The 24,214-nt window shown below is 43.6% G+C and carries 26 protein-coding genes; 2 read left to right on the top strand and 24 right to left on the bottom strand.

Annotated features, from left to right (window positions below):
• Window positions 1-198 precede the first annotated feature (198 nt).
• Window positions 199-825, top strand: coding sequence for a hypothetical protein (locus IQ294_RS09275; protein ID WP_203333749.1), 627 nt, complete (start codon window positions 199-201; stop codon window positions 823-825).
• Between the two features lie 55 nt (window positions 826-880).
• Here IQ294_RS09275 and IQ294_RS09270 read toward each other — a convergent pair whose 3' ends face one another.
• The 5 genes from IQ294_RS09270 to IQ294_RS09250 form a co-directional block, all read right to left on the bottom strand.
• The gene (locus tag IQ294_RS09270; RefSeq protein WP_203333748.1) at window positions 881-1,285 is read right to left on the bottom strand and encodes a MaoC/PaaZ C-terminal domain-containing protein; all 405 of its coding nucleotides are present in this window, start codon (window positions 1,283-1,285) and stop codon (window positions 881-883) included.
• Window positions 1,282-1,731 carry a MaoC family dehydratase N-terminal domain-containing protein gene (locus tag IQ294_RS09265; protein ID WP_203333747.1) on the bottom strand — a complete coding sequence of 150 codons (450 nt, stop codon included), beginning with the start codon at window positions 1,729-1,731 and terminating at the stop codon, window positions 1,282-1,284. The genes IQ294_RS09270 and IQ294_RS09265 overlap by 4 nt, the downstream gene beginning before the upstream one ends.
• 13 nt (window positions 1,732-1,744) lie before the next feature.
• The gene (gene fabG / locus IQ294_RS09260; protein ID WP_203333746.1) at window positions 1,745-2,509 is read right to left on the bottom strand and encodes a 3-oxoacyl-ACP reductase FabG; all 765 of its coding nucleotides are present in this window, start codon (window positions 2,507-2,509) and stop codon (window positions 1,745-1,747) included.
• 68 nt (window positions 2,510-2,577) lie between these two features.
• The gene (locus tag IQ294_RS09255) at window positions 2,578-2,901 is read right to left on the bottom strand and encodes a hypothetical protein (RefSeq protein WP_203333745.1); all 324 of its coding nucleotides are present in this window, start codon (window positions 2,899-2,901) and stop codon (window positions 2,578-2,580) included.
• 166 nt (window positions 2,902-3,067) lie between these two features.
• On the bottom strand, window positions 3,068-3,433 hold the full coding sequence (locus IQ294_RS09250; protein WP_203333744.1) for a YolD-like family protein: 366 nt from the start codon (window positions 3,431-3,433) through the stop codon (window positions 3,068-3,070).
• Window positions 3,434-3,633: 200 nt separating this feature from the next.
• Between IQ294_RS09250 and IQ294_RS09245 the strand changes: the two genes are divergently transcribed.
• Complete coding sequence (locus tag IQ294_RS09245) at window positions 3,634-3,804, top strand: hypothetical protein (RefSeq protein WP_203333743.1); 171 nt, start codon at window positions 3,634-3,636, stop codon at window positions 3,802-3,804.
• A gap of 19 nt (window positions 3,805-3,823) precedes the next feature.
• On the opposite strand, the gene IQ294_RS09240 is transcribed toward IQ294_RS09245, so the two are convergent.
• The 19 genes from IQ294_RS09240 to IQ294_RS09150 all read right to left on the bottom strand — a co-directional run bounded on the left by IQ294_RS09240 (window position 3,824) and on the right by IQ294_RS09150 (window position 24,212).
• Window positions 3,824-4,201 (bottom strand): YhjD family protein, encoded by a 378-nt coding sequence (locus IQ294_RS09240; RefSeq protein ID WP_203333742.1) that lies wholly within the window; start codon window positions 4,199-4,201, stop codon window positions 3,824-3,826.
• Window positions 4,202-4,325: 124 nt separating this feature from the next.
• Entirely contained in the window at window positions 4,326-5,318 is a 993-nt protein-coding gene (locus IQ294_RS09235; RefSeq protein ID WP_203333741.1) for a LysM peptidoglycan-binding domain-containing protein, read from the bottom strand.
• Between the two features lie 33 nt (window positions 5,319-5,351).
• Window positions 5,352-5,804 (bottom strand): DUF4357 domain-containing protein, encoded by a 453-nt coding sequence (locus tag IQ294_RS09230; RefSeq protein WP_203333740.1) that lies wholly within the window; start codon window positions 5,802-5,804, stop codon window positions 5,352-5,354.
• 335 nt (window positions 5,805-6,139) lie between these two features.
• Window positions 6,140-6,847: a glucosamine-6-phosphate deaminase gene (nagB, locus tag IQ294_RS09225; protein WP_203333900.1), complete on the bottom strand. Its 708-nt coding sequence runs from the start codon at window positions 6,845-6,847 to the stop codon at window positions 6,140-6,142.
• Window positions 6,825-8,027 carry an N-acetylglucosamine-6-phosphate deacetylase gene (gene nagA / locus IQ294_RS09220; RefSeq protein ID WP_203333739.1) on the bottom strand — a complete coding sequence of 401 codons (1,203 nt, stop codon included), beginning with the start codon at window positions 8,025-8,027 and terminating at the stop codon, window positions 6,825-6,827. Before nagA ends, nagB begins: the two co-directional genes overlap by 23 nt.
• A gap of 11 nt (window positions 8,028-8,038) precedes the next feature.
• Window positions 8,039-8,929, bottom strand: a complete 891-nt coding sequence (locus IQ294_RS09215) for a MurR/RpiR family transcriptional regulator (RefSeq protein ID WP_349291341.1) — start codon at window positions 8,927-8,929, stop codon at window positions 8,039-8,041.
• 40 nt (window positions 8,930-8,969) lie between these two features.
• On the bottom strand, window positions 8,970-9,944 hold the full coding sequence (locus IQ294_RS09210) for an ABC transporter ATP-binding protein (RefSeq protein ID WP_203333738.1): 975 nt from the start codon (window positions 9,942-9,944) through the stop codon (window positions 8,970-8,972).
• A complete protein-coding gene (locus tag IQ294_RS09205) occupies window positions 9,913-10,932 on the bottom strand; it encodes an ABC transporter ATP-binding protein (RefSeq protein WP_203333737.1) in 1,020 nt (339 codons plus the stop codon). The genes IQ294_RS09210 and IQ294_RS09205 overlap by 32 nt, the downstream gene beginning before the upstream one ends.
• A gap of 89 nt (window positions 10,933-11,021) precedes the next feature.
• Window positions 11,022-11,852, bottom strand: a complete 831-nt coding sequence (locus IQ294_RS09200) for an ABC transporter permease (RefSeq protein WP_238942728.1) — start codon at window positions 11,850-11,852, stop codon at window positions 11,022-11,024.
• Window positions 11,853-11,880: 28 nt separating this feature from the next.
• Entirely contained in the window at window positions 11,881-12,825 is a 945-nt protein-coding gene (locus IQ294_RS09195) for an ABC transporter permease (protein WP_203333736.1), read from the bottom strand.
• Window positions 12,826-12,876: 51 nt separating this feature from the next.
• Entirely contained in the window at window positions 12,877-14,439 is a 1,563-nt protein-coding gene (locus IQ294_RS09190) for an ABC transporter substrate-binding protein (protein WP_203333735.1), read from the bottom strand.
• A gap of 20 nt (window positions 14,440-14,459) precedes the next feature.
• Window positions 14,460-15,530: a serine hydrolase domain-containing protein gene (locus IQ294_RS09185; protein ID WP_203333734.1), complete on the bottom strand. Its 1,071-nt coding sequence runs from the start codon at window positions 15,528-15,530 to the stop codon at window positions 14,460-14,462.
• Between the two features lie 70 nt (window positions 15,531-15,600).
• Window positions 15,601-16,512, bottom strand: coding sequence for an N-acetylmuramic acid 6-phosphate etherase (gene murQ / locus IQ294_RS09180; RefSeq protein WP_203333733.1), 912 nt, complete (start codon window positions 16,510-16,512; stop codon window positions 15,601-15,603).
• 72 nt (window positions 16,513-16,584) lie between these two features.
• Window positions 16,585-17,790 (bottom strand): anhydro-N-acetylmuramic acid kinase, encoded by a 1,206-nt coding sequence (locus tag IQ294_RS09175; protein ID WP_238942726.1) that lies wholly within the window; start codon window positions 17,788-17,790, stop codon window positions 16,585-16,587.
• Window positions 17,791-17,994: 204 nt separating this feature from the next.
• Window positions 17,995-19,308 carry a (Fe-S)-binding protein gene (locus IQ294_RS09170; protein WP_203333732.1) on the bottom strand — a complete coding sequence of 438 codons (1,314 nt, stop codon included), beginning with the start codon at window positions 19,306-19,308 and terminating at the stop codon, window positions 17,995-17,997.
• Window positions 19,298-20,713 carry an FAD-binding oxidoreductase gene (locus IQ294_RS09165; protein WP_238942725.1) on the bottom strand — a complete coding sequence of 472 codons (1,416 nt, stop codon included), beginning with the start codon at window positions 20,711-20,713 and terminating at the stop codon, window positions 19,298-19,300. The genes IQ294_RS09170 and IQ294_RS09165 overlap by 11 nt, the downstream gene beginning before the upstream one ends.
• Window positions 20,714-20,857: 144 nt before the next feature.
• Window positions 20,858-21,949: a CdaR family transcriptional regulator gene (locus IQ294_RS09160; protein ID WP_203333730.1), complete on the bottom strand. Its 1,092-nt coding sequence runs from the start codon at window positions 21,947-21,949 to the stop codon at window positions 20,858-20,860.
• A 405-nt stretch (window positions 21,950-22,354) separates the two neighbouring features.
• Window positions 22,355-22,525: a hypothetical protein gene (locus tag IQ294_RS09155; protein WP_203333729.1), complete on the bottom strand. Its 171-nt coding sequence runs from the start codon at window positions 22,523-22,525 to the stop codon at window positions 22,355-22,357.
• 178 nt (window positions 22,526-22,703) lie between these two features.
• A complete protein-coding gene (locus IQ294_RS09150; RefSeq protein ID WP_203333728.1) occupies window positions 22,704-24,212 on the bottom strand; it encodes an excalibur calcium-binding domain-containing protein in 1,509 nt (502 codons plus the stop codon).
• Window positions 24,213-24,214 lie beyond the last annotated feature (2 nt).

The following is a 24,214-nucleotide window of genomic DNA, read 5'->3' as shown; positions in this document are numbered from 1 at the left end:
TCAAGTAGTTATTTTATCACTTTACACCCGAACAGTTAAACGGTCTTTTTACCCATTTAAATATATGCATTGATAAATTCATGCAAATGGACAAATAAAAGACAAAAAAATTAGCCTACCTTATTCAGCGGGAAGTCCGACAAAAATCTGTTACACCCCTCCGCCCACCGGGTATACCAAAAGAAATGAGGTGACAAAATGGTCTTCCTGCTAATCTGGATCCTATTAATCCTATACGCCCGCTACCTGGCACCCGGTACCGGCGCCAACAACCCGATTTTTCCCGAGCTGTTCAACGGCAGCATCGGCGCGATCGATCCGCTCGTCCTGGCCGTGTTCAACTCGCTCGGCATCTTTCCGCTGGTCTTTCTTACCCTCCTGCTCCTGAACGATAAACAGCGCTGGCCCGCATGGCCGTTCGCCTTATTGTCCTTCGGCATCGGGGCGTTTTCGCTGCTGCCTTATTTCGCTTTCGGCATAAAAAAATCGGACAGGAAACTGCGCACGCCGCGCTGGCTTTTCCGTTTCCTGCGTTCACGTTTCTGGCTCATCGTGCTCATCATCATGTGGGCCGGCAATTTGCTGACGCTGCTGCAGGGCTTTTCGTTCGCTGACTACGCCGACTCCTTTTTCGCTTCCAGTCTCGTATCGGTCATGACCGTCGACTGGCTGGTGCTCTACGGCTTGTCCATCTACACCGTCCACCGCTTTTATCCCGATGCACGCGCCAAAGGACTGGCGTGGATCCCGATCATCGGGCCCGTCCTGGTGCTGCTGCGGAACAGGCCGTTGACCGAGCGGCCGAGGTCCAGCTCCGGACAATAAAACCGGATATAAAAAGGAGCACATCCGAAAAAACGGTGTGCTCCTTTATTCATCCTCATCCCTCTACAGAAAAAACCAGATCTCCCGCGAGGACTTTCCGCCCGTCCTGGTTCACAGCTTCAACGGCAAAAACCATTCCATCGCTCCGCTTTTCCTCCAGTGTCGCCGTCAGCGAAACCACATCCCCCAAAAACACCATCCCTTTAAAGCGGATCGAATATCTCCGAATAAACCCTTCCCCCAGATAAGGAGTGAAGAGTTTCGCAAGGTTCCCCATCGTCCACATGCCGTGTGCGATAATGCCGGGGAGCCCTGCATTTTCCGCTTCTTCGTCAATCGTATGTATGGAATTGAAATCGCCGGATGCACCGGCATACCGGATCAAATCCAGGCGGGACACCGGCTGCAGCCGAATCACCGGCAGCGCCTCCCCGATTTCCATCTGTGCCATCGCCGTCATCGCTCCATCTCCTTCCGGGCAGCTTCGTTGATGATGATTACGCGCTCTTCCGAAAAAAGCAGCTCACCGGAATCGGCTTCCCCGTAAAGAACTACGATGAGAAAGCCCATCCTGCCGAAATTTCCGGCTTTCTCGTAATAATCCTTCACTTCCATCCAGCAATACACTTCTTCCCCGATAAAAAGCGGACGCGCATACTCGTATTTCTGCTCTCCGTGGATGAGCCCTTTATCCGGCAGATCCAGCCCCGGAATCGAACCGCCGTCGAACGTCACCGGAAATGTCACCGGCGCGATATTGCGCCCGTATCCCGACCGTTTGCCGGCTTCCTCGTCCGTGAAAAGCGGTGACGCGTCTCCCAGCGCTTCCGCGAATTTCTTCACCGCGCCGCGTTCAATGACATTTTTCGTCTTCTCTGATTTCCTGCCGATCATCGCTTTCAGCATTCACCCAGCCCCCTCAGTTTCTCGGTCCGCCGGCAACATACAGCACCTGGCCGGACACAAAAGAGGACCGTTCATCCGCAAAAAAAGCCACGGCATTCGCAATGTCTTCCGGCTTGCCGCTCCTGCCGACGGGAATCATCGCCACATTCGCCTGGACGAAACCGTCAAACGGCACACCCATGCGCTCGGCCGTCGCTTTCGTCATGTCCGTCTCGATAAAGCCCGGCGCCACCGCATTCGCCGTCACGCCGAACTTCCCTAACTCGATCGCGAGCGTTTTCGTAAAGCCCTGCAGCCCCGCTTTCGCCGTCGCATAATTCGCCTGGCCTCTATTGCCGAGCGCTGAAGTGGAAGAAATATTGATGATTCTTCCGTATTTATTCTCGATCATGTACTTCTGCACCGCGCGCGTAGCGTAAAACGCACCTTTCAGATGCACATCCATAACCGTCGTCCAGTCGTCATCGCTCATCTTGAAGAGCATATTGTCGCGGATGACACCGGCATTATTCACCAGAATATCGACGGAGCCGAAATGCCCGTTCACTTCCGCCACTGCCCCCTCGACCTGCTCTTTTTCCGTCACGCTCGCCACTTTCGTATAAACCGAATAGCCCTTTGCCTCCAGTTCAAGCTTCGCCGCCTCCAGCGCTTCCGCATTGATATCGATAATCGCGACACTCGCCCCTTCTTCCGCAAACCGTTCGGCGATTTGCCTGCCGATTCCCCTGCTTCCCCCTGTAACCAGCGCTGTCCTGCCTTCAAAATTCTTTGCCATGCCCCTTTTCCCCTTTCATCCCGTATGTGCTTTTAAAACCGATTTATGCCAATGAAACCCGGCATCTCCTACTCCGACACCTTCTCTGCCTCTTCCTTCTTCCACATCCGGTAGTTATAACCCGCTTCCAGCGCATAGACCATCAGTATAATTGCCAGGATGACGAGGAATACATCAAACGAAAAAAATTCAAAATAATAAAGCAGGAAAAACACAAGAATCGCGAACGGTACCCCGCTCAGGCTCCTGATCATTCTTCGCCGGTAACTCAAGCGGAAGAAATTCACTTTAAAGCCCTTATCCACCTTTTCTTTATCTTTATAGATGAAGGTCATAGCGGTGAAGAAAATAATTATGATGATCAACGGTATAATCAGTGCTGTATAGTCCATGTCGGCTCCCCTCTCTTTCCTTCTGATTTTCATGCGCCAATATTCACCTATAATTCTGACTACTTTCACTTTACCATAATTTTCATGTTTTTCTTACCCATTAAAAAAAGATGTCCCGCCCAATCAAAACGATTGCCGGCAACATCCCTTCCCTGACTTTATTTCATCAATCAATCAACATAACTGCCACAATCTCATCCAGACTCAGCCGGTGCGTGCCGAACGGGCTCTCGTAGACCAGTTCGCGGCGTGCCACTTGAATCTCTTCGATAACGCCGCGGTGCTTGGAGATCTGCTTGTCCTTCCACGTCTCGATCAGCACTTCGCATTTCCGCTTCAACGCGATGTCCAATTCCTCCTGGATCAGCTGAAGATCGTATTCATCCAGGTCCGGTCTCGGCACATGATGATCTTCCTCATACCACTCACGCAGCATCTCGATATGTTCCGGCAGCATCAGCCCCTGCCACTTGATGTTCCCGCGGTCCTTGATGTCGCCCCGCATCTTGAATTCCCTGTTCAACTTCTTCATGTGAGCCACCTCCTAAAAAATAAGAACATTTGTTCTTATTCTATACCACGTTTGCAAGGCCGGCAATCCTTTCCGGCAAATAAAAACCGCTGACGCACATGCTTCAGCGGTTTTCCGGCATCAGCATGAAGCCCGAAAAAGATTGGCAGGCTGAATCCGCTTGTATATACTGAGGAAAATGACTTTGGAATGGGGATCCTATGAGCCAAGTGCCGACTGCCCAAAAAAAACCGAAAAAAGACAATCCCGTCAAAGAATTCTTTGCTGAGTTCCGTATGGGCCACATGATTGAAATGGTTCTCAGCATCGTCTGGAACGTCGTCTTATTCATCCCGCGAGTGATGATCCGCATGATCAGCAATATGCAGTAACCCCAAATGCCCTCATCTTTCACAGCTGGGGGTTTTCGTTTATTCCCTGTTCAAAATACGTACGGATCAGCTCCTCCGTGCGGTTCCGCATCTGGTAATGCAGATACTTCCGGTGATCCTCGTAGCCCCTGTAGTAGAAAACATATTCGGTGAACAATTTATCCCGGCTGCCCTGCAGCACTTTATACATCTGTTTCCGCAGGAAGATCCGGCTCGTGCGGAGATCCCTTTCAGCGCATTTAATGGCGTCGTCGATCAGCTGCTGATATGGCCGCTTCAGCTTGAACGGCATCGTGTCGACCAGTTCCCGGTCTCTATGCAGGATGGTCAGCACCATCGGGAGATAGATCAGATTTTCGAAGTGGGTGATATCTTCCTGTGTCATTAAACGCCCCATCGCAAAAACCCCTTTCAAGAACATATGTTCCTATTCTATACCACGATTGCAGGAACGGCAATCCTTTATGGCAATAAAAAACCCGCTCATCCGGAAATGAGCGGGTGTCAAGCAGCTATAGACGTCATGATTTCAGATAAATCTTCGCACCCGTCGACGCCGCGACGTAAATATTGCGTTTGCCTCTGCCCGTTAGAATCATCACCACATCGGTTTGCGGCCGGCCCAGAATTTCATATTCCAATCCCCCGAACCGGGCAGGCGCCAGACTCCAGTCACTGTTTTTCGCAACCGGCGCCACGCCAAGCGGATACGTCTTCCAAGCCGCCACTGTCTTTGGCAATAAAACAAATTCCTTCATCGCCAGCTGCTTCTCCGGAACAGATGACGGCTTCGTTTTCGCAGACGTTTTCAGCGCCGCCCCTTTCGCATCCCCCAGCCGGATCACCTGCCCGATCTGCAAAGCGTTCGCATTGATTCCGGGATTCGCCGCCAGCAGATCCGCGACCCGGATGCCGTCCATATTATTCGCGATATTCCAGAACGTGTCGCCTTCCTGGATCACATACGTCGCCGGAACCGCTTTGACGAGTGATTTCTGGTCCAGGAAGTTGAACGCCCCTTTATAATCGAACACGCAGCACGCCTTCCAGCCGTAGCCCGGCATTTCATGATGCGATTTGTCTTCACGGCCGATGCCGTCCGCCACCAGTGCCGCCTGTAATTCGTTGATCGTCTCCTTCACATAATCCTGCATCCGCTCATTGCGGTAATCGCCCGCCACGCAGATGCCGAGCCCGTAATCATTGGCGTTGCCCGCATGATACGTGCGCCGGTCAAAATCATGCGCCCAGACGATCCGCGCCCGTTTGCCGCGCGGCGTCTGCACCCTATTTTTCGGCTCGACCACAATCGCATAAGCGACGCCCGGCCAGCCGTTCACATCCATATGATACTTTGCAAAACTTGCCGCATCCGATCCCGTCAGATGCGACAGCGTCAGCGAATGATGCCAGACACGCGTACTGATCTTTTTATTGCGCGCGGGATAATCCTGCTTTTTCGGCAACTGGTGACGCAGATCCACTAAATTCGGCAATGCTAAAAAATTCTTCATCAACTAACCCCCACAGTTTTAATTTTGAATTCATCAAGCATTGCCTTTTTTCGTCTCTTTCCAGTCATGCGGCCCTTTGCCCCAGCCGCCAATCACCGTGCCCATGGCAGTACCCGGCGTATCGAATTCAAAATCCTCCAGCAGGAACAACTGGTTATGCAGCGGAATGAGCAGGCCTTCCAATATCAGCTTCTCCCGCAGCTTCACATATTTCTTTGGGCATTTCGCCGTAGTCGACGCCGCAAACTTCGACCCTTTCTGAACGATAAATTTCTCTCCCATATAATAGCCACTCGCATCCGCTCCCCGTTTTGATGTAATCGCCAGGATCTCCGGCAGCTCCTCTTCCGTCGCCAGCATCAGCAGCCCCGCATCGAATGGATCCACAAACACCTCTTTCTGCGTCTCCTCATCCACTTCATAAAACTGATAGACCTGGCCGTAATCGGGATGGGTGATTCTTTTTACGAATTGTGTTTTGGTCATTTTTTTGTCTCCTTTTATATAGTAGGTTTCGGAAATTGGTTCCTTACTGGCTATATAGGGAGTTTTTGGAGAAAAGGATACATTTTTATAAATTTTAGTAATAAGAAAACTTCCAGAACTAATAAACAGATTTAAGTGACTCTGAATAGCCCACCTGTCCCTTTTTAATGGCAATATACTTAAACAGCTCCAACGCAAAAAACGGACTGAAAAAGAAATTTCTTTTTCAAAGTCCGCCTTACTTTGGGGGATTTATTGAGTATTTCTGTTAATTCCGATTAACTTTAGAGAGCGTATGAATGGGGAAAACGATAATTAGTGGTATGTGCCACATACTACTTACCGTATAAAACTTTAACATTTGGATGGTGATGCAAGATACTTGCTGGAAAATCTTCAGTAACAGTCCCAGCCTGTAATCTTGCAATTGCCCCAGCCTTCTCTTCCCCAAATGCCAAGAGAATTATTTGTTTCGCCTTCATGATAGTTCTCAATCCCATCGTAATTGCTTGGGCAGGAACTTCTGCTTCCGAAGAAAAATATTTGGAATTTTTATTGCGCGTTTCTTCTGTGAGATCAATTACCTGAGTTTTGGATTGAAACGCAGTTCCCGGTTCGTTAAATCCAATATGGCCATTTACCCCAATTCCTAGCAGCTGCAAATCTATCCAGCCGCTCTCTTCAATTGCCTGCTCATACAATTGGCATTCCAGCAACAAATCATCCGCTAAACCATTGGGCAAATGCTGCTGCGAAACAGGGATATCCACAAAGTCGAAAAAGCTGCGCTTCATGTAATGATGATAGCTTGTTTCATCGTCAGGCCCGAGACCAATATATTCATCTAAATTGAAAGTGTTCACCTTTTTAAATGAAAATCCTCCATTTATATACCTCTTTACCAGAGAAACGTAAAACCCCTGAGGGCTTCCTCCTGTAGCAAGACCTAAAGTACTATCCGGTTTCCTCAGTAATTGCTGCTCAAAAATGGAGGCAGCAAGCTCGCTCATTTCATCATAGTCACCAACCTGAATCCAGTGAATCGACTTTGTTGACATCATACGCATAACTCAATCTCCCTCTGCAAATTGTATATCGTACATCAAATGCTTCGTTCAGTATGACGATGTCAGCATCCTTCCCCTCTTCAATACTCCCTTTTCGATCAAAGATGCCTAATCTTTTTGCCGCGTTAACTGAAGACATCTTCATTACTTCATGTAAAGACAGATCAGACAAGAGGCGCAGCCGCTTTATACCTTCATTCATCTTTAGAAGGCTGCCTGCCAATGAATCATCTTCGAGCGTAGCTTTGTCTCCCGAAACTTTAACTTGCTGGTCTGCAAGGGTATATATACCATCCGCCAAACCTTTTGCTCTCATCGAATCTGTGATGAGCAGAAGACGATCCGGACCTATTACTTTCATCATCAGTTTCATCATATCGTCTGACACATGAATACCATCTGCTATTAACTCACAATATAATTGGTCATGCAGCAAGCCTGCTCCTATGACTCCGATTTCCCTCTGATGTAAGCCTCTCATGGCATTACCAAAATGAGTGAGATGAGTTAGCCCGTGCTCAATGGCTGTCTGAATCTCTTGTTGAGTCGCTATGGTATGCCCGGCTGACATGATGATACCTTTGTCGGCTAAGTGCTTGATGACCAGGTTTTGTGAATCTCTTTCAGGAGCTAAAGTCACTATTTTAAGGTGTTCTAACTTTTTTCCAAACCATTGTTCAATCGACTCTACAGAAGGTTTCTGAATAAAATCCCTTGGTTGTGCCCCAGCTTTTTCAGGAGCAATGAATGGCCCTTCCAAATGATATCCAAGAAATTCGGCACCCTTGCCACATTGCGTTTTACTCAAATAACGAAAGCCGGCATCTATTGCCTGTTGTATTTTCCCGGTTGCCTGTGTCATGGTTGTAGCCAGAAAAGAAGTCGTCCCTTCTCGGGGGAGTGCTTGGGCTATTTTGGCAAACGCACTCTCACTACCGTCCATAAAGTCGGCACCATCTGCTCCATGAATATGGATATCGATAAATCCGGGGAGAGCAATTGATCCTCGTCCATCGATCCGCTCGCCATCAAAATCGTTAATCGGAAAATCCGATATCTGATTAATCTTGCCCTCTTTAATCAGAATTTCTCCATTCATCAGCTTCCCATCCGGAAGTGCAATACGGATGTTATAGATAAGCATAGTCGTCTTCATAAACACCTTCCTCAATCAGCTGAAGATTTTCTCTTCTTATTGTCCCGCTGGTTCTGAATATTTTCAATGGCTTCGCGCGTAGCATCTAAGTAAGTGATTGTTGTGTCGAATTGTCTGGAAGCAACAGACATAAACAAGACATCTATCACGTGTAATTGCGCAAGCCGGGAAGAAGTGGCACCACTCCGAAAATTTGCTTCACGGGACGGCGAAGTACAGAGTTGGATTTGGGATATTTTAGAGACTGCAGATTGTCCATACTTTGTTAAGCTGATTGTTGTCGCTCCTCTGGCGTTTGCCAGTTCTATGATTTTTTTAACTTCAAACGTTTCCCCTGAAAAAGAAATACCGACCACTACGTCCTCTGGACCAACGTTCGCCACAATTGTTGCACCTAAATGCAAGTCTGTGCTGACTGTCGAAGATTTATGGATACGCAGAAATTTTTGCTGGGCATCCATAGCCGGAATACTGGAAGCACCCACACCGAAAAAATGAATGTTTTTAGCTGCTACTACAGCATCTACAGCCTGTTCAAGCTGATTGCTCTCTAATAGTTCTGCTGTTTCGAGCAATGTTCGCACTGCATGATCCGTCACTTTTTGAATGGTTTCCGACACCGGTTCATTTGGTTGTATATCCCGGTTGGTCGACTCGGATTTCCGGCCGATATCTCCGTGTATGCGGAGTTTGAGATCCTGAAACCCTTTTAAGTTCAGTGACTTGCATAATCTGGTAACAGCCGCCCCGCTTGTCTGGCTCGCATCTCCCAACTCAGATACTGTCATCACAATTATTTTCTCCGGATTACTTAAAATAAAGTCAGCAAGTTTTTTTTCAGACGACGGCAATACATCCCGCATCTCTTTTAGTAAAACTAATCCCCCACGTGCCATTGTCATAATCACCAACTCCTCATACTTGCTGCACTATTTGCTGATATTACTGGGTGTATAAGTGGCAAGCTACCCAATGACCTTCTTCCTGCTCCAAAAATTCCGGTTTATCAACTATACATCTTTCGTGAGCCATTGGACATCTTAATCTGAAGGGACAACCTGACGGGGGATTGGACGGATCGGGTATGTCTCCCTTCAATATGATTCTCTCTTTCTTTTCATATGGATCAAGTGATGGAATAGCTGACAAAAGCGCCTTCGTGTATGGGTGCAGGGGATTTGTATATAACCTGTCTGTTTCAGTCATCTCCATTATTTGTCCCAAATACATTACTGCAGTCCGGTCACTTACGTGTTTAACAACATTTAAATCATGTGAAATAAAGATGTATGTCAGATTGAATTCCTTTTGGAGTTTTATAAGCAAGTTTAAAATTTGAGATTGAATGGAAACATCTAATGCGGAAACGGATTCATCCAGAATTACCACTTTAGGTTTTACAATTAACGCTCTGGCAATACTTATTCTTTGCCTTTGGCCACCACTGAATTCATGGGGATAGCTGGTTAATTGTTCATTTGAAAGTCCCACTTTTTCCATCATCTCAATAACTAATCGATTTCTCTCTGCCGAGTCGCCAATTTTATGCGTGGCCAATGGTTCAATTAATAATTCCTTTACTGTCATCCGCGGATTTAATGAGCTGAACGGATCCTGGAATATCATCTGGATATCTTTTCTCATATGGCGGAATTGGCTTTTTGAAATTTTCATTATGTCTTCGCCATTAAAGAAAACTTCCCCTGCAGTGGAATCATATAATTTCAGAATGGTTCTGCCCGTAGTCGATTTACCGCATCCGCTTTCTCCTACCAACGCCAAGGTTTCATTGCTTTTTATCTTAAAGCTGATGTCATCGACCGCTTTTATATGACCGGTGGTTCTCTTGAATACACCTGTTTTTACCGGAAAATACTTTTTCAGATTATTGACTTCCAACACGTAAGTATTGCTCATCGTTTAAATTTACCTCCTCTGCATGAAGCCAGCACTTGCTTTTATGATCTCCTTCAATTTGGTACATAGCTGGCTCAGTTTTACAAATACTCATCGCATGAGGGCAACGGCTGGCAAAACGACATCCCATTTCCTGATAGTTAAAGGGTGTAGGAACATTTCCAGGAATGGAATACAAATCTCTTTCTTTGTCTCCCAGAGATTTGATTGATTCCAGTAATCCTTTTGTATAAGGGTGGGAAGGGTTGGTGAATAATTGTTTTACTGTCGTTTCCTCTACTATCTGTCCTGCATACATCACTGCCACTCTATCACATGTTTCTGCAATTACTCCCAGATCGTGCGTAATCAGCAGGATTGAAGTATCATGTTCTTCCGACAGGTCGTTCATTAAATCCAATATTTGTGCTTGAATCGTTACGTCCAAAGCTGTGGTTGGTTCATCTGCTATAAGCAGTTTAGGTTTGCAGATTAAAGCCATCGCGATCATTACACGTTGCCTCATTCCTCCTGAAAGCTGGTGCGGATAACTTTTAAGAGTTTCAGCCGGACGTGAAATTCCGACTTTCTTCAACATTTCTAAACCTAAATCGCTCATTTCTTTTTTGCTGCTTTTGGTATGTATGCGCAGCACTTCCACCAATTGGTGCTCTATTGTATACAAAGGGTCCAAAGCAGTCATTGGCTCCTGAAAAATCATGGCGATATCTTTACCTCTGACCTTCCGCATTTCTTTGGGTGAAAGTTTTGTTAAGTCGATTTTCTCCTTAGTTTGCATCGTAATACTGCCTTCACTTATATTTAATACTTCAGGAAGAAGATTCATGATTGCAAGAGAAGTAAGACTTTTACCGCTTCCGGATTCGCCGACTATTCCGTATTTCATTCTTTTGTCTATCCGCAGATTAAATTCTTTTACAATATTATATGTCTTTTTTTTTGAAGCAAAGTCTATGGATAAGTTTTTTATATCTAATACAGAGCTCAATTTATATCTCTCCTTAATCTAACAAATTGCATGTTTAATTCCTGGTCCATTACCGTATAAAAATATGGAGTGAAATATTTTTGGCTAAGTCAGGACTTCAGCTTTGGATCCAGTAAATCCCGCAGACTGTCTCCCAACAGGTTAAAGCAAAGAATGGTCATTACAATGGCTGTGACAGGAAATAAAATGGTCCAAGGTGCAAATTCCATGTAAGCTCTGCTGGCATTGAGCATGACTCCCCATGAAGGATCTGGCGGCTGAACTCCCAACCCCAGAAAGCTGAGAGCAGCTTCCGTTAAAATTGCACCTGATAATGCCAGCGTAACTTGAACAATAAATGGTGCCATAATATTTGGAGTGACATGCTTAGCGATAATTTTTAGTGGATGGACTCCTACAGCAACCGCGCTGGTTAAATACTCATTTTCCTTTACCGACATAACAGCAGATCGTACCAATCTTGTAAAGACAGGTATAAAGACTATCCCGATGGCAATCATTGTATTTGTCAAACTTGGCCCTAAAACAGCAATAATCGTTAATGCAAGAAGAATATCAGGAAAAGCAAAAAAGACGTCCATTACCCGCATGATAATTTGATCGATTTTCCCTTGAAAATACCCACTGATTAAACCAAGAACAAGCCCTCCAATTGCCCCTATCCCCACAGCAGTCAAACTAACCTGCAGCGAAACCTGTGCTCCAAATACGACTCTCGAGAAAATATCTCTGCCGAGTTCATCTGTTCCAAATAGGAATTGAGCGTTTGGCCCTTGCAGAATATGTTCGTTGAATATTTCACTGGGACTATGAGGTGCAATCACTGGGGCCAGTATAGCAACGATAACGACCAATAAAATCCCAATGAATCCGATAAAACCGACTTTGTCATTTTTCAAGCTCTGCATGAAAGCTTTCATCTAGATTGCACTTCCTTATATAAGTATCTTATTTGTACGTAATTCTTGGATCCAGATATGAATAAAGCAAATCTACCAGCAAGTTTATAAGCACAAAAACAAATGCTATAAATAAAACAGCTCCCTGAACAACTGTAAAATCCCGTTGATTTATTCCTGTCAAAACGAGTTGTCCAAGACCTGGCAGTGAAAAGATCTGTTCGATGATTACAGTTCCACCCAACAGAACACCGACCTGAAGGCCAATAATTGTCAAAATGGGAATCATTGCATTTTTCAATGCATGATCGAAAATAACAATTTTCTCTTTGGCGCCCTTGGCCCGAATGGTCCGAATAAAATCTTGCCTTAAAATTTCCAATATGGAAGACCGGGTCATCCGCATGACAGCACCCGCCATGGACGTACCCATAACAAGGGCCGGCAAAAATAAGATTTGCAGGTTTCTGATCGGATCTTCCCAAAACCCCACATAACCAACAGGTGGGCTATATGAGAAAGAAAGAGAAAGCACCAGTATAAGTACTGTGGCTAAAGCGAAATTGGGCACCGATACACCGAGCAAGGAAATAACTCGAACAGAAAAATCTGTTTTGGAATTGCGTTTGATGCCTGCTAATATTCCCATTGGGATTGCAATAATCCAGGAAATAATTGCGGCAAGGATCGTCAACTCAAAAGTTATAGCGAAACGATCGAGAATATCCGGTAAAACTTCTTTACCCGTGCGCATCGATTCCCCAAAATCTCCAGTCAGGACTCCTCCTATCCACTGCAGATATTGTTCATAAATCGGCAGATCAAGGCCGAAATTTTTTCTTAACTGAGCAAGTGTTTCAGGTGTAGCATCCGTTCCTAAAATAGTGGCAGCTACATCTCCCGGTATAACCCTTAATGCAATAAATATAACGATGGAGACTCCGAATAAAACAGGAATTAACATCAATAATCTTCTCAGTATATACGAAAGCATGCTACTCACCCTTTATAAGTTTAAGAAGCTGCCGAAGCAGCTTCAATTGAGTTATTGTTTAGTTACTTCGAGAATATCTTCGCCGTTATGAGGATATGGGGTAAATCCTTCTACCGACTTGCTGGCCGCCACATAACTCATTGGTGAAACCAGGAACAGGTTTGGCGACAAGTTCAGTAATACTTCTTGCGCTTCTGTGTAGATTTCTTTTCGATCTGCTTGTTCAAGTGTCGTTTCCCCTGTTTCAGTCAATTGATCAAATTCTTCATCAGAGAATCCCCAAACATTAGCAGATCCATCTGTATGGAAAAAGTACTGCAAAGCACGATCCGGATCTGTACCAGAGCCATTCCGCCCTATAAGAACATCAGCAGATGTATTCGACCATGTATCAATGTATGCGCCCCATTCGATCTGACTGATCTCAGCGTCTACTCCAATTTCAGCCCACTGCTGCTGAAGCACTTGCGCAGTATTGACCATGTCCGGGTAAGTCGATGCTGTTGTGATTGTAATTTCGAATCCATCAGGATATCCTGCTTCTTCAAGTAATTGCTTGGCTTTTTCGATATCATTTGCATAAAGCTCATGTGCAGTTACATCAATTGCCCAATCTCCCATTGATGGGGCTACTGGACCGGAAACTACTGCATCTCCATTCCAAACGATGTCTGCAACAGCTTCGCGATTTGTTGCCAGACTTAAAGCTTGTCGGACTTTAACGTCACTCAACAGTTCCGAATTTACATTGAAACCTACATAGCTGTACTCCAGAGATTGATAATTCTTGATATCTAAGTTTTCTTCATTTTCCAGCAATGAGGCAGATTTAGCAGTCAACGAAGTCAAATCTACTTCTCCAGTGCGAATTGCGGACATTCGAGCTGCTTCATCTTTCATCGTAAAGTAGATGACTTCATCCAATTTTGGCAAGCCTTCTTCGTAATAGTTCTCATTCTTAACTAACACAACCTGGTTATCCGGAACCCACTCCTGAAATTTGAAAGGTCCAGTACCAACCGCAACCTGTTGAAGATCTCCACCATTTTCTTCGACAACCTCCTGTGCTACAACCACAGCACTGGCATTCGTGAGGTTCGATAAAAACGTCGCATCCGGGGCAGTCAAATTAAACTGGATTTCATAATCCCCCAGCACTTCGATGCTTTCCACATTTGCAAAGTAGGAAGCAATATGTGATGCAGTTTCTTCATCCAAAATACGCTCAAAGCTGTACTTCACATCTTCCGCAGTCATTTCCCGATCATTATGGAAAGTTACACCTTCACGGAGTTTAAAAACATAGCTTTGATCATCCGGCTGTTCCCAGCTTTCCGCCAAATCACCCTCCAGATTCATTTTTTCATCCAATTGAACCAACCCGCTGTAAACCTGTGAGTATATACGGACTGAAGAATGTGCCGGTGTTTTATGCGGGTCTAATCCGGCAGGTTCCTGATCATTTGCAATTTTCAATACTTGTTCTGCCTGGTTTTCTCCATCACTTGTATTCTCATCAGTTCCTTCGTTTTCGGCTGCTTCATTGGAGCAAGCGACCATAATCGCAACTACAGCAAACAAAATAAAAGTCAATAAATATTCTTTTTTCATCATTATTTCCTCTCCTTCTCAATTTAAGATATGCCTGATAAAATTTCCTTGTGCAACTCTTCTCTAAACTGGTTGATATTTTTAGGCTCTTCAACATGAAGTCTGTTGGTAAGTAATACTACGTTCAATCCTTTTTCGGGAACAATCCATAACGAAGTTCCTGTAAATCCTGTATGTCCCACGCCAATTGGGAACGGCTTCCCGCTATGCCATCCAAGCCCTCTATCCGCTACCTGATTCTGGACAGATTCCTTAGCCAGACCAGAATCCAGAATGAGACTGTCTCCAGCTATTGCCTGCAGATATTCCTCAATAATTACGGATAAGTCTTCAGCTGTTCCGAACAAACCTGCATGTCCTGATTGTCCTTTAAAAAAATAAAAAGCGTTGCCATCATTAACTTCTCCGGATATAGGCTGTTCAGTATTTCGCCAACCGGAAAATGTTTTTCCTCTTTGTCTGCACATCTCCATCTCAATCCGATTTCCAAATTCAGTGGCAGCTATATTGCTGTCAATCAGCGGGCCATAAGTCAGCCTAGCCAGTTGTAAAGGTGAATTCAATTCTATTTGAAGAATATCTTGAAGCTCGGAGTGATAATGTTCTTTAAGGACTTCACCCAGTAATATGTAATTTAAATCACTGTAGAGAACTTTATTGCTCTCTTGATGAAACAGGCTAATTTCCTTTATGGCGTCGATAAAATCTCCTGGTGATGAGACAACGGTATACAACGGATGCCAGGCTATTAATCCAGAGGAGTGAGTCAGTAACTGCCGAATTGTTAAAGATGCTAATTTTTCTTGATCATCCGCGATTGCCGGGAGACATTCTTTTAATGTCGTATCCAGGGCTAACTGCCTTTTACTGATCAATCGAAGGATTAAAGTGGATGTAATTATTTTCGTTAAGCTTGCCAAGTCAAAAATTGAATCCGCTTTCATTTTTTCGTCCAACATGGTATTTCTTTTTCCATACGCTTTAGAGAAGATTAACTTTCCGTTCTGCTGAATATGGCAAACTCCTCCAACAAAATATTTTTGGGCTAAATATTTCTCGAAAATACTATCAATCTTTGTTTCTACTATGCGCATACTCAGTGACCTCCTTTCTTTAAAAGATTCTTTTGTTAACTTTGAAAGAAATTAAAAGAAAAAACTTAACCTAATTTATCATTTTGTTCTTTTTTATCGCTTCTCTGACAAATCCCTTTGCGTTTTCCAGTAACTTTAGGGAATCCGAAAAACTCACATCTGCCAGAAGCATTACAATAGCAGGCTTGACAGCGTGATCAGTCTCTTGCAAAACTTGACTTGCCGTTTTATAATCCACCCCCGTCGCTTCCTGAACAATCTTATTAGCTCTTTCACGGAGTTTGACATTAGAGGCATTCACATCAACCATCAAATTTCTATATGTCTTTCCCATCATTACCATGGAAGTTGTCGAAATCATATTCAAGACCATTTTGTGAGCAGTCGCAGCTTTTAATCTAGTTGATCCAGTCAATACCTCAGGTCCTGTGACAACCTCAATCCGTATATCCGCGTAATGACTTATTTCGGAATTTGCATTACTTGTTAAGCTAACCGCAACAGCGCCGATAGCCTGCGCATATTGAAGTGCCCCTTTTACGTAGGGAGTTCGCCCGCTTGCCGCTATACCAACGACAACATCGTCAGGAGTCAGACTTCGATTTCTCAAATCCTCTTTCCCGGATTGCTCATCGTCTTCCGCTCCCTCAACCGCTACCATTAAAGCCCCATTGCCGCCTGCTAAAACCGCTTGTACCAGCTCGGCATCCGTGCTGAATGTCGGAGGACATTCCACTGCATCCAATAACCCGATGCGACCGCTTGTGCCAGCACCCACATAAAATAATCGTCCACCTTTTGAAAAGGAATTACAAATAACTTCCACTGTTTTTTCGATTTCAGGCAGCACTTCATTAATCGCTTTCGGTAACATTAGATTTTCCTCATTCATCAGAGTCAGTATCTCCCCAACAGACATCTGATCAAGTTCCATTGTTTTCGGATTATGCTTTTCTGTCACGAGTTTTGTAATATCATTCATTTTGGCAACCATCCTAATTTTTTATAAAACATTTCAAATATTATATTCAGTATTAATGCTCTTTTGAAATTTTCAATCCTCGTCATCTTCGCTGCTGATGGTTTCAGCTTCGCCCCAAGAGATTTTTCCCATCATCACGGTTTTACCTGCACCTGTAGCCGCTGGTAAATTATTCGGTTGTTTATGAAAGCCCAAATACCCGAACAGCGCAAATGCTATGGCTTCTTTTGCATCACCGTCTATACCCAATTCTTTTGAAGAACTGATTCTCACATTTTTCGGCAGGTAAGCTTTCAGCAGTTTCATCATGGTTTGGTTATGCCAACCGCCGCCACTGATGTATATCTCTTCAATTCTGTCTTCTTTTAAATGATCTTCTAACGTTTTCCCTAAAGTAATGGCAGTTAACGAAGTCAATGTCGCGATTCTATTTAATTGCGGAATATCCCTCTTTTCAGCTTCCTCCCATAGTTCTCTCGCATACTCCGTTCCAAATTGCTCCCGTCCAGTGGTTTTCGGCGGTTTTTTTTCATAATAGGGATGCTTCAATAAATCTTCCAGCCATTCTTCATCTGTCGTTCCTTTACTAGCTAAAGTCCCGCTATCGTCATAACTTTCATTACCTTTGGTATGCCAGAATACAAAAGCATCCAGTAGCATATTCCCTGGTCCCGTATCATAAGCAACCACTTTCGTATTGTCTGAATTTTTCGGAATCACAGTAATATTTGCTATACCTCCAATATTTACTAAAACTCTTCCCTTTTCTTCAGATTTGAACAAATGGTAATCCAGGAAAGGAACTAAAGGAGCCCCTTGGCCTCCCACAGCCATATCACGCGTACGGAAGTCACCTATTGTTGTAATTCCTGTTCTTTCTGCAATAACACTTATATCACCAATCTGTAAAGTATTTGGTCGATGACTTGGTGCATCTTTTCTAATTACAGAATCATGAAAAATTGTCTGTCCATGTGAACTGATCAGTTTTATATCAGAGATTTGTATTCCAGAATCTTCGATGGTCTGCAGAATGCCCTCAGCAAATACTTCTCCAAGCAACATGTTCATCGAGGAAATTTCTGGTGAAGCGGCACTAGGTACTACGATTTTTTCCAATTGATTTTTAATTTCATGTTCATACGGAATAGTTTTAAAATAGCGGAGTTCCAAGTCAATGTTTTCTTTTCTTTTTTGAAGATCGACTATGGCAATGTCCATTCCATCCAAAGAGGTTCCAGACATCAAGCCAACCACTGTCATTTTAGGAATTTGCAATTTTTCACTTCCCTTTTTAGGCATAAGAAAGAATAGTTAGAATCTTTCATAAATAAATTATAAAGTTTATGATATAAAATATCAATATATTTATAAATTATTAAAATTATATATCATTATTGATTTTTTTGGTGCTCAGCTCACTATAAACTGTCTCTGGATTTTTCGTACACTTACTTTTGGCTTCATTTTTGTAACCTTCTTTTAATCTTTTAAAATTACATCATATAAAAAATCGACGATATGCACTGCCTGAATTTCCTGTTCCAATCCTTCCTTCTGTATGCCAATCTGCATCTGCATCAAACAGCCTGGATTTGAAGTAACAATTTTAGTCGGCTGCAATTTTTTCACTTCTTTCATCTTCGAAGTCAGAATCTTGCCTGCCATTTCCGGTTGGAGCAAATTATAGATGCCAGCCGATCCGCAGCAACTGCCGGCATCTTTTAATTCTTTATATTCAAAACCCGGAGCATCTTCCAGGAGCGAGCGGGGCTCTAAGAATACTTGGTTTACATTTCTTAAATGACAGGAATCCTGATAAGTCACAATAGACTTTTCTTCCGCCTCCATTGCTTTCAATCTGAGGTTCATGCCCAGTTTGACGAAAAGAGAAGAGATATCAATCGTCTTCCGGGAAAACCTCTCTGCTTTTTTCATGTATCTTTTATCATTTTGCAAATGCTTGCCGTACTCGGAAAGAAAAGCACCGCAGCCTCCTGCATTATTGACAATATAATCAAAGTCATCCGAGTCGAAAGCATCAATATTAGCTCTGGCATTCCGCAAGCCTTTATCCATTTCTCCGCTGTGGCCATGGAGAGCACCGCAACATTGCTGTTCTTTCGGCAGAATCACTTCGGCCCCCAGCCACTCAAGCATTTCAATGGTTTTGCGGTTTGTGTTTTGAAACAAGGTATCCATTAAACAGCCTGTAAAAAATGCAACTCGAGCCGTTTGCGGTTTTTTCAATGATGCCCGCTTTCTTTTGCTCTCCACTTTCGGTAAAACACCCTCCATTTCTTTCATAAAAGGAGGAAAGAGATTTAAGAAACCAATTTTTCGAGTAGCCGCCTGCAATCCTGAGCGCTGATAAAATTGCACCAATTTTACTGCCGTTGCCATTTTTTTCTGATCAGCAAAAATTCCGTCAAATGCTGTCTTACGGACCGTTTTTTCAAGCCTTCCCTGCGGCTTAGCCTGCTGGACCGCCACACGCGTTTCTTCAATTAGAACCCCGTATTGCACACCAGCCGGACAAGCAGGTTCACAAGCTCTGCATCCCAAGCACATATCAAAAGCCTCTTCTACAGACCCATCCCAGACAACATCTCCATCCCTCATCGCTTTCATCAATGAAATTCTTCCGCGTGGCGAATGTGTTTCATCCTGATTTGTGGCTAAGTAAGTCGGACAGGCCGGCAGGCAAAAACCACACCGCATACAGTCCATAAGATACTCTTCACTGACGTTTTCCTGAAATGATTTCTGCATCCGCTGCTGTAATTCACTGACCATTATGAATCACCAGCCTTTTCTTGGTTTCTTTTGCGAAAATTTTACCCGGATTCATGATATTTTTCGGGTCAATAGATTGTTTGATACTGCGCATCAAATTCATACCGGAGGCTCCAAGTTTCCATTCAAGATAAGGAGCCTTCATTTCTCCTACACCATGCTCACCGGTAATGGTTCCCCCCAATTCAATTGCTATATGAAATATTTCATCCAAAGCTCTCTCGACCCGGTCCATCTCTTCTCTGTCACGGATATCCGTTAAACAGGTAGGATGCAGATTGCCGTCTCCGGCGTGTCCAAAAGTGCTGATTTCAACATCATATTTTAAGGCGATATCCTGAATCGCCCGGACCATCTTGGCAATTTCAGAACGAGGCACTGTGGCATCTTCCAGAATTGTTGTGGGGCGTTTCCGAGACAAAGCGGAAAGGGCAACGCGTCTGCCCGCCTTTAAACTTGCAGCTTCTTTTTCTGAAGCTGCAAGAATTGCTGAAGTAGCTCCCATTTCTTCTGCTATTGCTATCATTTGCCGGATATCTTCATCCACCTGCTCTTTATTGCCGTCCTGTTCCATCAGAAGCATCGCCTCTGCTTCCCTTGGCAAACCGATTTTCATGAAGTCTTCCACAGCACCAATAGTACCTTTATCCATAAATTCAAGTGTTACCGGAATAATTCTGTTTGAAATGATCGCCGATACAGTTTTTGCCGCATCTTCCAATGAATTAAAGTAGGCAATTCCAGTTTTCTTCACAGCCGGCAGCGGAATCAGTTTCAGAGTGATTTCCGTGATTATACCAAGCGTACCTTCACCTCCGATCAATAGAGACATCAAATCATAGCCCGCTACGTCTTTAGCGAGTTTTCCTCCCAGTTTCACAATTCCTCCATCAGGGGTCACTAAAGTCAGCGCCTTCACATAATCCTTGGTTACACCATATTTCAATCCTCGCAGTCCCCCAGAGTTCTCACTGACATTCCCTCCGATGGTTGAAATTTTCATTGAACTTGGGTCTGGAGGATAAAACAAGCCGTTTTGCTCAACGTATATACTTAAATCCTGAGTAATGACCCCAGGCTGTACAGTCACCGTTAAATTCTCTTTATCCAACTCCAAAATCTTGTTCATATTATTGAACAGAAGCACAATTCCTCCTTTGGTCGGGACCGTGCCGGCAGCCAAATTCGTTCCGGAGCCTCTCGGTACAATCGGGATTTGTTCTTTATCACAAATTTTCACTATCTCCTGGACTTCTTCTGTATTTTTAGGTGAAAGAACTAAATCAGGCAGTGCCTGAAAATTTGCTGTTGCATCATATGAGTAAGCAAATAACTGTGCTTTTGAGTCTTTTACATATTCCGCTCCAACCACTGACTTGAAAGAATTTTTTATTTCGCTTTCCAATTGTATCCCTGCTTTCATGAAGCTCTTTCAGCAATTATAATATTCCAACTATTACTCCCGCTATGTACTAAACGAACAAATCACGACAGGAATACAATCTTTTTTTATGACGAAAAACTAAATGACCCTCTGGAATCCAGAGGGTCATTTCTTTCTGTACAGTCGAATTGCTGTGTACAGGGTCATCAAATCATCCGTGTTATGTAAATCCATATTCAGGATAGATTGTATATTGTTAAGTCTGTAGATTAATGTGTTTTTATGAATATGGAGTTCATCCGCCACAACTTGTAGTGATTTCTTCATCTTTATCCAGGTTTCTAAACTTCGCAGCAATTCTTCCTTTTTATATAAAGGCGCCAGCGTCCGATTTAAAAATTCTTCCTGGATCTCATCGGGGATTGAGTAGTACAGCAGCTCCAATTTCAGATCTTCTTCGAATACAATCCCTTCCCTTCTTTCAGCAACGGCCAGCGCTGTTTCCGCCTGTTGATAAGGTCTTTTCAATTCATGGATGTCGTTAATATTTCCAACGCCTACCGGCAACTCCTGTTTTTTCTTGCCTTGAATTTTGACCAGCAATTCCCCTATCCCATCCACCAATTTTTCTTTTTTAATATCCGGTATGAGAAGAATCAGCTTTTTCATCCCCCAACGGATGATTTTCAGTTCGGGATGAATTTTCTGAATGCGCAGCAAGCTCTCCACATCTGTAATTTCCAATTGATGATATGTTTGGATTACGGCAATCCGCCGATATAGTGAAATGTCTATATTGATCATTTTTGCCCGATTTTCGATAATCTCAACAGAAGGGGATGCAGTTATCAAATCGAAGAAAAAGAATTCAATTTCACGGATATGTCTCTCTTTTTCTTGGCGTGAAATAGAATCTGTTATAAAAAGTTCTGTAACTTTTCTTACGAGTTTTGCATATTTATCTACCTGGTCCGGCTTGCCTGTAACCCCAATCACCCCAATAGGTGCCCCTAATACTATAAGAGGCATCACAATGCCGGGACGTACTCCATCCAGTTTTTCACACATTTCTTTGGTCATACGGATTTCTTGCTGTTTTTCCATTGCAAGGGTTGCCCCTTCATGAAAAGTCTCTAAGCGCTGCGGATCTGTACTCGCAATGATAAAACCGTTTTTGTCTGTTACAATCACGTTCTCATCGATCAATGAAGTGAGCTCATTTACAATTTGAGAACTCAGGGATTCAAAATCGAACATTGCCTCACCACCTTTTCACTTACTATAAACTAAAACCTCAATTCCAGACTATATTTATCCCGCTATCATTTTGTGACATGGAATGTTAAATTGGGCTCTCAACTGCCATATTTCATATTTCCATTAGCTTATTCCGGCAAAACGACTACGTAACAGGACGCGCGACACAGAGGAACAAGCCTTCAAAATTAGTCAATGTACCGGGTTTACTAATTGGATTCAGCCTTTATTTCCCTGCAAGAACAGTTATTGATGGAACGGAACCAGCAAACCTCCCAAAATTACCCCCTATGAAGCTGTAGATATTTTTTGAACATTTCGGCGTGGTACTGGCAGCAAACTTTGAGCCATTTCGCACTAAGAACTTTTTGCTCTGGTAAAACCCGCTGGCGTATACTCCACGTATTAAATTGATTTGAAGATTCCCGGCAGTTCTTCCAACGCCATCATCAGGAGTCCCGCATCGAATGGGTCTACTGGGGTCTTTGCACGCGTCGCCTCATCCACTTCGTAAAACTCATAAAGCTCGCCGTAATCTGGTAGGATGATTCTTTTGTCATAATGTGTTTTAGTCATTTTTTTCATCTTCTTTTATATAGCAGGCTCCTTACTTGCTATATAGAGAGATGAGGGGAGAAAAAGTAGATATTTTGCTGAAATTAATAAAGGACTGGAAAAAGCAGACTGCCAAGTATTAGGCAATCCGCTGTCTTCCATCATATTAATAATGAATAACTCGCTCATTTTTTTTAAATTAAACTTCGCAGCCAATTCCGTCCCCATCCCGATCCAGTTTCTTGGAATATCCAGGTTCACCGACTCGAATAGGAGCTGCGCCGGCCGCGCGAACAGCATCACAATTTTTATAATAGACATTCGAAGCTTGAGCTTCAACAGCTGCCGCTGCAGCCGCTTCTTGCTGCTGTCTTTGTTCTTCGGCTACACGCGCTGCTTCTTCCTGCTGTCTTTGTTCTTCGGCTGCGCGTGCTACCTCTTCTTGCTGTCTTTGTTCCTCAGCTATACGCGCTGCCTCTTCCTGTTTCTTTTGTTCCTCGGCTATACGCGCCGCTTCTGCTTCTTCCTGTTTCTTTTGCTCTTCAGCTAAACGCACAGCCTCTTCCTCTTTTTCCTTTTCTTCAGCCAGACGCGCTGCTTCTTCTTGCTCCTGTTGTTCTTCAGCCCCTGCTGCTTCTTCCTGGCTTTCATTTGTTGAAATCGCCGAAGCTTCGTCAGCTGCTTCAATACTTTCTGAATCAGAAGTTGTGTCGCCAAATGAAAACATAATAATCAGGAAGAAAACTGAAAGATAAATCAAAGAAGCAGCTACCTTTTTCCATAATTTATTGCTCCGGAAACCTATTGTCTTCTGATATAACTTCCGTTCTTTCTTCGTATACGTAACTTTTTCTTTGGAAAGAAACTCTTCGAAGGCTTTACCTGATCCCTGTAAGACAAGTTTTCCTTCTTCAGTGCTGACCTCTGTCTTAATAGCGAAATGATCTATGATTGAATTCGCGAAAAAAGCGATCGGCCATTGATGAAGCAGCTTTACTTTTCTCTCACTGTCACTGTATTCGTAAACAAAAACATTCTTATCCACTACGATAAAATCGTTGGTTTTCTTCTTTTCCTTGAAGTACCCCTCAATGATTAAGCCTGCACCTTTATGACGTTCCTTTAAAAGCCGCTGGCCATTTTTACTGAATCCTAAATCATCCCGTTTATTAAGGAAGTGAGTGATTTTTATGTTTTTATTCTTTAAATCCATCAGTTTATCAGCATGCAAAAAATAATCGAAATCATGTGTCACCGTAGTCAATACTTCCTGAGCAGGATCAGCCGATTTTATCTCAAGAACTTCTATGAGCTCCTGCGCATCTTCATTTTTGCTGATATCAAAAGCTGCCATTCCGCCCTGGCTGAACCTCACTACCAGCTGCTGCTTGTCTGCAACCACTTTCTCTTCTTTTACTTTATTTACTTCTTTAATTTCTTTAACTTCTTTTATTTCTATCTTAAAAATTAAAGAATAATCTTTTGTAAGATTTTTTCCTGCAGACACAAAAATCAATGAATTTGAAGTAAGTAATAAAAGCCCGGTGCTCTCTCCTGCTTTTTTCTTGTCCAGTTCAGCTTTAATGACTTTTAATATTTTCTCCTCTGAAGGCAGAATGATTCCCTGAGCCTGGTTTAATAACTTTTTGTTCATGGAAGCCAACATTTTCTGATCTGAAGTTGGTCTTTTCCCAATATACTTTTCCATCT

Origin of the sequence: Planococcus beigongshangi, from assembly GCF_016820495.1 — a bacterium.
GTDB classification, from domain to species: Bacteria; Bacillota; Bacilli; order Bacillales_A; family Planococcaceae; genus Planococcus; species Planococcus beigongshangi.
This window is presented reverse-complemented; position numbering and strand designations above follow the sequence as displayed.